Annotated in this window: 10 protein-coding genes; 8 read left to right on the forward strand and 2 right to left on the reverse strand. The window is 62.8% G+C overall.

Annotation, left to right across the window (positions count from 1 at the left end; translation table 11 throughout):
* Nucleotides 1-104: 104 nt before the first annotated feature.
* From NL528_RS17065 to NL528_RS17080, 4 genes are all read left to right on the forward strand, one after another.
* A complete protein-coding gene (locus NL528_RS17065; RefSeq protein WP_074280906.1) occupies nt 105-785 on the forward strand; it encodes a response regulator transcription factor in 681 nt (226 codons plus the stop codon).
* A complete protein-coding gene (locus NL528_RS17070; RefSeq protein WP_309183848.1) occupies nt 769-2,235 on the forward strand; it encodes an ATP-binding protein in 1,467 nt (488 codons plus the stop codon). The genes NL528_RS17065 and NL528_RS17070 overlap by 17 nt, the downstream gene beginning before the upstream one ends.
* Nucleotides 2,232-5,189 (forward strand): bifunctional [glutamine synthetase] adenylyltransferase/[glutamine synthetase]-adenylyl-L-tyrosine phosphorylase, encoded by a 2,958-nt coding sequence (locus tag NL528_RS17075; RefSeq protein WP_309183849.1) that lies wholly within the window; start codon nt 2,232-2,234, stop codon nt 5,187-5,189. Before NL528_RS17070 ends, NL528_RS17075 begins: the two co-directional genes overlap by 4 nt.
* Before the next feature lie 322 nt (nt 5,190-5,511).
* Nucleotides 5,512-6,513 (forward strand): DUF3592 domain-containing protein, encoded by a 1,002-nt coding sequence (locus NL528_RS17080; protein ID WP_309183850.1) that lies wholly within the window; start codon nt 5,512-5,514, stop codon nt 6,511-6,513.
* A 98-nt stretch (nt 6,514-6,611) separates the two neighbouring features.
* Here the strand turns inward: NL528_RS17080 and NL528_RS17085 are convergent, their stop codons facing one another.
* Nucleotides 6,612-7,277, reverse strand: coding sequence for a TetR/AcrR family transcriptional regulator (locus NL528_RS17085; protein ID WP_309184934.1), 666 nt, complete (start codon nt 7,275-7,277; stop codon nt 6,612-6,614).
* Between the two features lie 237 nt (nt 7,278-7,514).
* On the opposite strand from NL528_RS17085, the gene NL528_RS17090 reads away from it, so the two are divergent.
* The 3 genes from NL528_RS17090 to NL528_RS17100 are packed head-to-tail and all read left to right on the forward strand — an operon-like array spanning nt 7,515 to nt 11,076.
* Nucleotides 7,515-8,318, forward strand: a complete 804-nt coding sequence (locus NL528_RS17090) for an SDR family oxidoreductase (RefSeq protein WP_309183851.1) — start codon at nt 7,515-7,517, stop codon at nt 8,316-8,318.
* 42 nt (nt 8,319-8,360) lie between these two features.
* Nucleotides 8,361-9,482 carry a DUF5938 domain-containing protein gene (locus NL528_RS17095; RefSeq protein WP_309183852.1) on the forward strand — a complete coding sequence of 374 codons (1,122 nt, stop codon included), beginning with the start codon at nt 8,361-8,363 and terminating at the stop codon, nt 9,480-9,482.
* A 55-nt stretch (nt 9,483-9,537) separates the two neighbouring features.
* A complete protein-coding gene (locus tag NL528_RS17100; protein ID WP_309183853.1) occupies nt 9,538-11,076 on the forward strand; it encodes an AMP-binding protein in 1,539 nt (512 codons plus the stop codon).
* Nucleotides 11,077-11,171: 95 nt separating this feature from the next.
* On the opposite strand, the gene NL528_RS17105 is transcribed toward NL528_RS17100, so the two are convergent.
* On the reverse strand, nt 11,172-11,552 hold the full coding sequence (locus tag NL528_RS17105; protein ID WP_309183854.1) for a hypothetical protein: 381 nt from the start codon (nt 11,550-11,552) through the stop codon (nt 11,172-11,174).
* Nucleotides 11,553-11,741: 189 nt separating this feature from the next.
* On the opposite strand from NL528_RS17105, the gene NL528_RS17110 reads away from it, so the two are divergent.
* Nucleotides 11,742-12,035, forward strand: a complete 294-nt coding sequence (locus NL528_RS17110) for a copper-binding protein (RefSeq protein WP_309183855.1) — start codon at nt 11,742-11,744, stop codon at nt 12,033-12,035.
* Nucleotides 12,036-12,157 lie beyond the last annotated feature (122 nt).

Below are 12,157 nucleotides of genomic sequence, written 5' to 3' on the forward strand. Positions count from 1 at the left end.
CGCTTTTTTCACATAATCGATAGGGTTCCGGGTCGCCTTGCATCGGCATGCGGCCCGCGCCATGGTGAGAGAAAGCCAATCACTTGACCGCAACCGCCCCCCAGATGCGCCTCTTGATCATCGAAGACGACCGCGAGTCCGCCGACTATCTGGTCAAGGCGTTCCGTGAAGTCGGTTATGTCGCCGATCTCGCCAGCGATGGCGAGGAAGGCCTGTCGCTCGCCGACAGCGGCGATTACGACGTGCTGGTGGTCGACCGCATGCTGCCGAAGCGCGACGGCCTGTCGCTGATCGGTTCCCTGCGCGAAAAGGGCAACCGGACCCCGGTGCTGATTCTGTCGGCGCTCGGGCAGGTCGACGACCGCATCAAGGGCCTGCGCGCCGGCGGTGACGATTATCTGCCAAAGCCCTATTCGTTCGCCGAGTTGCTGGCGCGCGTCGAAGTGCTGTCGCGCCGTCATGGCGGCCCGGCGGAAGAAACCACCTACAAGGTCGGCGATCTCGAACTGGACCGGCTCTCCCACCGCGTCGCCCGCGGCAAGGACGAGCTGACCCTGCAGCCGCGCGAGTTCCGGCTGCTCGAATATCTCATGAAGCACGCAGGGCAGGTGGTGACCCGCACCATGCTGTTGGAAAACGTCTGGGATTATCATTTCGATCCGCAGACCAACGTCATCGACGTGCATATCTCGAGGCTGCGCTCCAAGATCGACAAGGGTTTTGAACGACCCTTGCTGCATACGATCCGCGGCGCCGGATACATGATCCGTGACGGCATTCGGTAAACTGATCCGGACCACGGCGTTTCGACTGACGCTGGTCTATCTGTTTCTGTTTGCGCTGTTTGCCGCTTCGCTGCTCGGCTATTTCGCCTGGAATACGCGCCGGCTGATCACCGAGCAGATCACCACCACGGTAAACGTCGAAGTCAGCGAGATCAGCGATATCTATGCGCGGCGCGGGCTGCGCGGCCTTATCTTGTCGATCGGCAACCGGTCGCTGCGGCCAGGCGCCAATCTCTATCTCGTCACCACGCCGACCGGACAGGCGCTTGCCGGCAATGTCGGCTCGCTGGCGCCGGGCGTGATGGCGACATCGGGCTGGTCGGAGACCGCCTACCGGCGGATGGAGGATCAGGACAATACCGATCATCGGGCGCTGGTGCGCGTTACCGAAATGACCAATGGCTTCCGGTTGTTGATCGGCCGCGATCTGGAGGAGCGCCGGCGGCTGTTCGGGATCGTCGCCCACGCCGCGCAATGGTCGATACTGGTCGTCGTGGTGCTCGGTATCGGCGGCGGCATCTTTGTGGCGCGACGGGTGCTGCGCCGGATTGACGCCATGACCGGCACCACCCGGCGCATCATGGCCGGCGACCTCTCGGGCCGGCTGCCGGTCGGGCGCAGCGGCGACGAACTCGATCGGCTGGCCGAAAACCTTAATGCCATGCTGGAGCGGATCGAGGCCCTGATGATGGGGTTGAAGGAAGTCTCCGACAACATCGCCCACGACCTGAAGACGCCGCTGACGCGCCTGCGCAACCGCGCCGAGGAGGCGCTGGCGAGTTCCGGCAGCGAGGGCGAATACCGCGCGGCGCTGGAACGGACCATCGAGGAATCCGACGGCCTGATCCGCACCTTTAATGCGCTGTTGATGATCGCGCGCGCCGAGTCCGGGCAGGCGCGCGGCAATATGGACGATTTCGACGCCGCCGACGTCGCCAACGGCATCCACGAACTCTATGAGCCGCTGGCGGAAGACGACGGGATGATCCTGCACGTCAAATCCGCCCCGGCGCGGCTTCACGGTAACCGCGAGCTGATCAGCCAGGCGCTGGCCAATCTGGTCGAGAACGCGATCAAATACGGTAAGCCGGCCCCATCGGCGCAGCCGCTGGGCGCCGATGCCGTGGCGGGCACCAAGGAGATCCTGATCGAGGCGCGGCGCGAGGGCGACCAGATACTGCTCAGCGTCAGGGATCATGGTCCCGGCATTCCCGAAGGCGATCGCAAACACGCGGTGGAACGATTCGTCCGGCTCGAGGCCAGCCGCACCCTGCCGGGTTCCGGACTTGGTCTCAGCCTGGCGTCGGCGGTGGCGACGCTGCATGGCGGCGAGCTCAGGCTCGGTGATTCCTATCCGGGGCTGATCGCGACGCTGGCGATCCCCGCACTCCCCGCGGCCAGTGACAGGCTTGCGGCTCAAACGCAGGATGTGCCACAGAAGGTGGCATGAATTCATCCGCGCCGGGCAACGCGGAACGACATCGACTGGTCGCGCGATTCGCGGACGGGCCGCATGTCTCCGCTTCCAATCAAGCCGAACAGCTCTTGAACGACTGGCTCTCCGATCTGGAGCCGGCGCAATCGGCTGCGCTCCGCGGACTGCTGGATCATCCGTTCGCCAAAACCATTTTGCTCGGGATCGCGGAATTCTCGCCCTATCTGTTCGATCTGATCCGGGCCGACGCCGCGCGGCTGATCCGGTTGCTGGCGTGCGACCCGGAACAACACCTCGCTACGCTGATCGAGAAGACATCAAACGAGGTGTTCGCCGCCGCCGGCGAGACCGACGTGATGCACCTGCTCCGTCGCATGAAGGCGGAAGCCGCGCTCCTGATTGCGCTGTGCGATATCGGCGGGGTCTGGCCGGTGATGCGGGTGACGGCGGCGCTGACCGATCTTGCGACGGCCTCGGTGCAGGCGGCCTTGCGGTTTCTGCTGCGGCAGGAGGTTGCGCGCGGCCGGATGATTCCGGCCGACCCCGACCGGCCCGAGCAGGACAGCGGCCTGATCGTGCTGGCGATGGGCAAGATGGGCGCCGGCGAGCTGAATTATTCCAGCGATATCGACCTGATCGTGTTCTTCGATCCGGCCGCGACGTCGCTGGTTCCGGATATCGAGCCGCAGCCGTTTTTCGTGCGCGTGACGCAGGCGCTGTCGCGGCTGCTGCAGCAGCGCTCGGGCGACGGCTATGTGTTCCGCGTCGATCTGCGCCTGCGGCCGGATCCGGCTTCGACCCAGGTCGCGATCTCGACCTTGTCGGCGCTGCATTATTACGAGCGGGAAGGGCGCACCTGGGAGCGCGCGGCGATGATCAAGGCGCGGCCCTGCGCCGGCGATCCCAAAGCCGGCGAGGCGCTGGTTTCGGAGCTGGCGCCCTTCGTCTGGCGCAAGCATCTGGATTTCGCGGCGCTCGCCGACGTCCACGACATGAAGCGGCAGATGCAGACCTATCGCGGCCAGAGCGAGATCGCGGTCGAGGGCCATAACGTCAAGGTCGGACGCGGCGGCATCCGCGAAATCGAGTTCTTTGCTCAAACCCAGCAATTGATCGCCGGCGGCCGTCATCCGCAGTTGCGGGTGCGGCCGACGCTGGCGGCGTTGAACGTGCTGGCGACGAGCAACTGGATCACCTTCCAGGCGCACGACGAACTGGCCGCAGCCTACGAATTCCTGCGCCGGGTCGAGCACCGGCTGCAGATGATCGCCGACGAGCAGACCCATGCGCTGCCCGAGGATGCCGAGGCGGTGGAACGCTTCGCGCATTTCTTCGGCTATGACAGCCGCGCCGCCTTTGCCAGGGACCTGCTCGGCCATCTCAACACCGTGCAGGGGCATTACAGCAAGCTGTTCGAAGGCGACCCTACCGGCACCGAAAAACTGCCTGATGTCGACTACGGCACCGGCCCGGACGATCCGCGTCTGCTCGACCATCTCGCCACGCTCGGCTTCAAGAAGCCGCTCATGGTGGCAAAGACCGTGCAGCAATGGATGCAGGGCGATTATCGCGCACTGCGCGCCGATGCCACGAGGAGCGCCTTCGTCGAGTTTATTCCCGGCCTGATCAACGGGCTGGCGCATGCCGAAGACCCCGACGATGCGGTGACGGCGTTCGATCGTTTTCTGGGGGCCTTGCAACGCGGCGGACGGCTGATCTCGCTGTTGAGCCAGAACCGCGATCTGGTCGCGCTGGTGGCGCTGATCCTCGGCGCAGCACCCCGACTCGGCGACATGCTGGCGCGCCAACCGCAGATCATGGACGGGTTGATCGACCCGCGCTTCTTCGGCGCGATGCCGGATCAGAAGGAATTATCGGCGCGGTTGGCGGCGACGCTGAAGGACGCCCATTCCTACGAGGACTTTCTCGACCGGCTGCGCCTGTTCGGCCAGGAGAGCCTGTTTTTGATCGGCACGCGGATTCTCTCCGGCACGGTTTCCGCCCAGCAGGCCAATGTCGCCTTCGCCGACGTCGCCGAGGGCATCGTCCATACTGTGCATGGGCTGGTCACCGATCAGTTCGCCGCGCAATACGGCCGGATCAAGGGGCAGGAGACCGCGATCCTCGCCATGGGCCGGCTCGGCGGCCGCGAGATGACGGCGTCCTCCGACCTCGACCTGATCCTGCTCTATGATTTCGACCACGAGCAGCCGGATTCCGACGGCGAGCGATCGCTGCACGGCGCGCAGTATTTTGCGCGTCTTACCCAGCGGCTGATCTCGGCGTTCACGACGCGGACCAATTACGGCGTGCTCTATGACGTGGACATGCGGCTGCGTCCTTCCGGCCGCGCCGGACCGGTGGCGTCGCGGGTCGACGCTTTTGCCGATTACCAGGAGCGCGAAGCCTGGACCTGGGAGCACATGGCGCTGACGCGGGCGCGGGTGATTTCGGCCTCGCCGCAGCTTCGCGGCAGGATCGAAGCCATCATCCGCGCCGCGCTGACGCGCCCGCGCGATCCGGCCGGCACGGCGGCCGACGTCGCCGACATGCGCCGCGCCATCGCGCTGGAGAAGGGCGAAGACGACGTCTGGGATTTGAAATTGGCCGCCGGCGGCCTCGTCGATATCGATTTCATCGCGCAATATCTCCAGCTCGTGCACGCCGCCGAGAAGCCGGAAATTCTCAACGTCTCGACCCTGCAGGTGCTCGACAATGCCGCCAGGCTCGGCGTGCTGGCGCAGCCGGAAACCGAAATCCTGCGCTCGGCCGCGCGGCTCTACCACGATCTCACGCAGATCCTAAGGCTGTGCGTCACTGAAAAATTCAAGCCGGAAACCGCGGGCGAAGATTTGTTGCGGGTGATGGCGCGGGCCGGCGACACGCCGGACTTTTCAACGCTGGAAGCCCGCGTGCGCGAAACCCAGGCCGAGGTGCGGCGGGTGTTCGGGGCGTTGGTTGGCGGCTAGGGCGCCGGACTTCCATCACCGGACGTTTGCGGCGCGCCAGGACCACCGCCCGCAGCGTCGCTCCCGACCCCTCATGTTGCGGCCCGGCACGACGCCTGTGAACTTAAATGGCGCAGGGCGCGACCAAGGCTGTGTGCGATCAGGTAACGCCTGGTCGAGCGCGCCGGCGGCCAGCACGTGGCGCGCTCGCGCTGCATCGGGGGGCAATCGGGTGTTTTCTCTACGCGACAAATTGAGGTCCGGCCGTCTGCCGGCCGGCACGTGATTTCAGCCGTGACGACCATCTTCGTTGCGATTTTTGCAATTCAAATAAGGAAACCAGATGCTGGATGCCCATCAATTGCTTTGGACGCAAATTGCCGCCGGCGTTTGCCTGCTGATTTTTGGCGCGATGCTGTTCAATCTGTTTCGCATGCGAGGCCAAATGCAGGCGGCCCGCAGCTGGGACAAAATCGAGGGCGTCATCACCGTCTCCGAGGTGGATCAACCGCCCGAGCATGTCTCGGACGATCTGAACGACGCCACTCCCATCATCCGCTATCGCTATCGCGCCGGCGGTCAGGAACTGGAGAGTGACCAGGTCGCGATCGGCGGCCAGCCGCTGATGACCCGCGTGCTCGCCGGCAAACTGGTCGGGAGATATCCGGTCGGCGCCCACGTCGATGTTTATGTCGACCCGAACAACCCCAAGCAAACGCTGCTGGAGCCCGCCGAGCTGCGGAATGTCTCGGCCCTGACCGCCTTCACGATCGTGTTCGGCTTTATTGCGGCGATTCTGACCGCGCATTCGATCGCAGGCCATGTGCTTTATTCCGGCAACGGTGTTCCGCTGTTCGTTTTCCCGTTGCCGATCCTAGCACTGCTCGGCGCTGTCTTCGGCGTCGTCGCATTCGTCCGCGGGCGGCAGGTCGCCAGCGCCAGCCTGCGGTGGCCGACCGTGGCCGGCAGCATTACCACCTCGGGCGTGATCGAGGAGGCGATCGAGGACAAGAGCAATGACGACAAGTCGTTCATTCGCAAAATCCATCGCTATCAGGTCGACCTGCGCTACGCGTATCAGGTCGGCAAGCGCGATTTCGTCGGCACCGCGGCGAACTGGGGAGGGACCGCGATCTACGGCCTTCGCGAACTCGCGGAAAAAGCCGCGGGCCATTACCGGCCGGGACAACCCGTCACCGTCTATTACGATCCGGAGCGGCCGGGCAATGCCGTGCTGGAGCCGGATAATCGGCAGGGCTCGCTGGCGCCGCTCATCCTCGCGGCCATTTGCGCCGTCATAGGCGGCACACTTCTGGCGTTCTTCATCAAGGTCGGGTTCAACTAGCGTCGAGGACGCCGGCATCCAGCAGGCTGCTGTGTGCTCGATCCTGCAATCCTCCCGACCATGCTGTCGCCTCCGCGGGTGACCGCTGCCGGCGGCCGTTATGCAATGGTCGGGAGCAGGCGCCCCACTTCTTCCTGCAGGTCCGCGATGGCCGTGCGATCGCCGGAGAGATGCCGAAACAGGCAGCGTTGGAAAAGGCCATCAAACAGCGCATAGAGGGCGCCCCGGGAGACGACAGGCTGTCGGCCGCCAAGTGCGGCAAAGCGAGACGCGATCCGCCACACCATGTCTTCCAGGCTCTTGTCGATCTCGGCGACGTCGTCGCGAAAGGCCCCTTCAAACAGGGATTGCGAACGAAGATCGTACCAAAGGCGATGCATCCCGGCCTCGTCGCGAACCGTGGCGCCGAGCTTCTCCAGAAAGCCCTTCATCAGTTCGTCGCGGCTTTGCGCCGCTGACGTGATCTGGTCGTACCGCGTGACGCATTTCGACTTGTAGTGACGAACACAGCAGCAGATCAGGTCGACCTTGTCGCTGAAGTAATAGTGCAGCACCCCGTGCGTAAACTCGGATTTCTGCGCGATCTCGCGCAGGCTGGTTCGCGCATAGCCGAGCTCGGCCAGGGTTTCCAACGCCGCCTCGGCCAGTTCGATGCGTCGGGCGCTGAATTTATCGACACGCGAACGCTCGATCCGAGCCGAAGGCTTGCTTGGTCGGCTTGGCGTTTCAATTTTCCGCTGCGTCACCGCAGATTGCTTGCGCACGTCCAAAACTCCGAATCGCCGCGTTACTTCGGCGGCCATAATGCCCTGAAATGCCTTCCGAAATCATCCTCAGTCAAGGATTGCTTGACAAATGTCAAGATTTTAGACAATCGTCAAGATAATCTTGGACAATCGTCAAGTTTTCAGGATTCACGGCCGGAAGAAGCCGTGCATAGGGAGAACGCGCTGGCGCGTGCCTCGGCGCGTCACAACAGAAATCACAAGGGAGGGACAACGATGAGTACGAAGAATCTGGCTGGCCGCAAGGCTCTGGTCACTGGCGGCGCGCGAGGCATCGGCGCTGCGATCGCGGAGGCGCTTACGAATGCCGGCGCTTCGGTGATGATCGGCGACATTCTCGGCAATCTCGGCAAGGAAACCGCCGTTCGTCTTGCCAAAACAGGCGCCAAGACAGGCTTTGTGGAACTGAATGTCACCGACGACGCGCAATGGGAAAAGGCAGTCGCTGCCACCATCGCCACGCTGGGCGGCTACGATATCCTGATCAACAACGCCGGCATCGAGATCACCTCGCTCGTCGTCGATCTCAAGGCTGAAGATCTGCGCCGGATGTGCGACGTCAACATCGTTGGCACCGCTCTCGGCATGAAGCACGCGTTTCGCGCGATGCGACCTGGCGGAAGTGCCGGTGCCGGCGGGGCCATCGTCAACATTGCCTCGGTCGCAGCTACGATCGCATTTCCGGCCATTGCCGGATACTCCGGCACCAAATCGGCCGTTGACCGCATGACGCGGGTCGCCGCGATGGAAGCCGGCAAGCTCGGTTATGGCGTGCGGATCAACTGTCTCTATCCCGGGCTTGTCCCCACCGACATGGGCATGCAATTGGCCAACGACATCGTCGCCGCCGGATTAGCACCGGACGTCGGCGCCGCCGTCGCCTCGGTCGTCGAGCAGACACCGCTTGGCCGGTTGGGCGAGGTCGGCGATATGGCCGACGCCGCAGTTTTCCTTTGCTCCAACGAGGCGCGCTTCATCACCGGTGCCGGCCTGCCGGTCGACGGCGGCATGGGCATGTAAATCGCCAAACGCAAAAAAACAGAAATTCGGGAGGATATGAATATGAGCGAGAAGAAACCTGTCATCGTCTATGGCGTCTCCGGCTACACCGGGCGTCTGGTTTGCGAATACCTGCGTGAGTACAACATTCCCTTCATTGCGGCCGGCCGCGACGCCGCCAAAGTGAAGGCCGTCGTCGAAAAAATTCCCGGCATCGAAACGGCAGACTACGAGATTGCCGAGGTTGAACAAACGGTCGGAGCGCTGACTGAGCTGTTCAAGGGCGCGAAGGTCGTCAGCAATATGGTCGGCCCGTTTATCAAGTTCGGCCCCGAAGTCGTCGAAGCCTGTCTTGCGGCCGGCTGTCACTACACGGATACGACCGGCGAACAGGATTGGGTGATGCTGGCGCAGGAACGCTGGGGAGCAAAATTCGCGGCAAAGGAATTGCTGCTGGCGCCCAACGTCGCGCAGATGTACACGACGGGAGAAATCGCGGCGAACATTTGCCTCGAAACGCCGGGTCTCGATACGCTCGATATCCTGGTGCTGTGGAAGGGGTTCCCGACCTACGCCTCGACGCAGACGATCTTCACCATTCTCAAGGCGAACTGGTACTATCTGGTCCAGAACAAATTTGTTGAATGGGATGTGGCCGCCAATTTCGAGGTCAATGTTCCCGGTCAGCATGAGGGCGCCATTGCCGTGCCGTGGGGCGGCACTGCGCATCCGGTCTGGTTCAAGAACGATCCGCGCGTCTCCAACTGCAAGGTGCTCGGTGGCGTCATGCAGCGCGACATCATGCTCGGTGTGGTTCAAACCCAGGAGATGGTGAAAGAGAAAATCAGGCCGCTTCCGCCCGACCAGCAGGAGAAGGCGCTGGCCGACATCGCGGCAACGCTGCAGGCAAGCATGCCGCCGCGCGAGAATCCGCGCATCAATACCTCGATCGACTCCGTCTATGCATCCGGTCCGCTCGGCCGCGCGCATTGCGTGATTCATGGCAACTGCAATTACAAGCAGACCGGAATGCTGCAGGCCTATGCCGCATTCTCGCTGTTGCAGACGGCTCCCAGGAAAGTTGGCTTTGCCTCCGCCTGTCAGGCGTTCGGGCATCGCGAACTGCTGGGTCAGTTGCGAAGCTTCGGACTGGTCATGAATCCGGTTCTGACGGTTCATAATTGATGCAACCGGGTGGCGCGGACCACCGCGCCACCCGTCTTCTTTCCGGAGGTGGTCCGTGCGACTTCTCGATTATCTGGATAAGGGCGCCTCGCTTGGCGCCGATGCGCCATGCCTGACCATGGACGGAAACGACCTGAGCTATGGTGACGTGCAGCGCCTTAGCTACCGAATCGCACGCGGATTGGACAATTGCGGCGTTGCTCCCGGGGAGAAAGTCGCGATCCTTTCCGGCAACGATCCGGTCGCCTTTGCCTGCGTGTTCGGTATTTCCCGCGCCGGGGCCGTCTGGTGTCCGATCAACCCACGCAACGAGGCGGCGGAAAACCAGTTCATCCTCGACGCGTTCGATTGCAGCCTGTTGCTGTTCCACAGCGGCTTCGCGCCGATGGTCGACAAACTAAGGCCGCAGCTGCCGAAATTGCGTCAGCTTGTATGTCTCGACACCGAGATGTCCTTCGCGCCGTCGTTCGAAACCTGGCTTGCCGACGTCGACGACCAGCCCTTTCAGCGCGATTGCGTTGATGACCTTGCGATGATACCCGGCACCGGCGGAACGACCGGCAAACCCAAAGGCGTGATGCTCTCGGGACGCAACATCGAAACGATGGCTGCGTTGACCCTGATGGGTTATCCGTTCAAGGGGCGGCCGATCTATCTGGCGCTCGCGCCGCTGACGCATGCTGCCGGCGTGCTGTGCTTTCCCATCATGACGCTCGGAGGCAGGGTGGTGATCATGCATCACCCGGACGTCGGCGAATTCCTCGACCTGATCGCACGCTACCGGGTCACGCACACGTTCCTTCCGCCAACTGTCATCTACATGCTGCTGGATCATCCGAAGCTCGAAAGTGCCGATCTCAGCTCGCTGCAATGCTTCTGGTACGGCGCGGCCCCTATTTCGGTAGCGCGCCTGACCGAGGCACTGGAAAAGATTGGCCCGATGGCGCAGCTTTTTGGGCAGACCGAAGCACCGATGATGATCTCGATGATGCCGCCTGCGGACCACTACAATCCCGACGGTTCGATCGCGACGGGACGGCTGTCGTCGGCGGGCCGTGTCGGGCCGCTGGTTCGGGTCGGCATCATGGATAGCGACGGCAATTTGCTGCCGGCCGGAGAGCGCGGCGAAATCGTCGTCCGCGGATCGCTGGTGATGGACGGGTACTACAAGAACGCCGAAGCCACGGCGGAGGCTTCCGCGCACGGCTGGCACCATACGGGGGATATCGGATATCTCGACGCGGACAATTTCCTGTACATCGTCGATCGCGCCAAAGACATGATCATTACTGGCGGCTTCAATGTCTATTCGGTCGAAGTTGAGAACGCCCTTCAGGCCCACGAAACCATTCAGGACTGCGCCGTGATCGGTTTGCCGGACGACAAGTGGGGTGAACGCGTTGTCGCCGTGGTACAGGCGAGAGCAGGGCGCACAATCGATGTCGCCGCGGTATCGAGCTTCGTGAAGGAGCGGATCGGAAGCGTCAAAACACCCAAGCAGATCGAAGTCTGGGATGACCTTCCGCGCTCCAAAGTCGGCAAGGTGCTGAAATCCGAGATCCGCGCCAGGATGCTGGCGGATGGGAAGGCGTGACGATGCTCATTCCGCAAAACGCAGCGTGCTGCGCTTTGGGTTTGGCGCGCTGAAAAAATGATCCTGCGCCTGCGTGCGAGCGGTGCGGTACCGGGTTAGTTCCTGGTGCGGATAAACCCGGCAAGCTTGGTTTTCTGAGCCTCACACCAGGCCGCCATGCCGATCCGCTTCTGGTCGAGGTCCGTCGACCTCGTCGCCATCGCGACTTCCGTCATCAGCTCTTCATCCCCGCGTTCGCCCATTTTGCCGCCGGTGTGCATGTAGGCGATGGCCTTGCGCACCTGCTCGGTGGTTCCATCCGGCAGTTGCATCTCCTGCGCCCTTTGAACCAGATCCTGATAGGCGACATCCGTGCCGGGGCATTCCACCTTGGCGGCGAAAGCCTGCAGGACCATGGTCACATAGGCCAGGCGCTGCTCGGCATGCGCCGGAGCGGCAACGGCAATCAATCCCAGTAGCAACAGACCAAAGCGCATCACAGTCTCCTTGTTCGGGAACAAAAACTAGCGCTGAACCGCATCCTTACGCAACCTCCCGAAGCGAGACGGCACAGAGCATGCGTGAGTGACGATGGAACCGCCTGTTGCACCTCAATCGTCACGCCGCTGGGAACAAATCCGGCCATGGCGGCTTATCGCCGACGGTTCGAATTCCGGGAGAATCCCATGAACATGGCAAAGATCGTTTTGGCCGGTTTTGCGGCCCTCATCGTCGTCAGTTCGGCGGCTCTGGCCCAGCAAGCGTCGACGGGAACGGTCACCAAAATTGATCGGATCAGCGGCATCATCGCCATTCGAGAAACCCAGAGCGGCACGGTCGGAGCGAATTCCGGCAGCTCCGCCGAGGAGTTCAAGGTGCAAGAAAGCATGCTGAACAATTTGCACGCCGGCGACAGGGTGACATTCTCCGCCACCGAAGCGGGCGGAGCCAAAACCATCACGAAGCTCGAGAGGCAGTAGGCTTTCACGAGTCGGCGATGCCGCGCCAACTACTCGCGCTATCGCCGTCATCCCTGCGCAACGGCGTCGCCGTTGTCGCTGGAGGTGCTCGCCGTATTCGGCGAGCCTCGAAGGATGGTTGC

Origin of the sequence: Bradyrhizobium sp. Ash2021, assembly GCF_031202265.1 — a bacterium.
Lineage (GTDB): Bacteria > Pseudomonadota > Alphaproteobacteria > Rhizobiales > Xanthobacteraceae > Bradyrhizobium.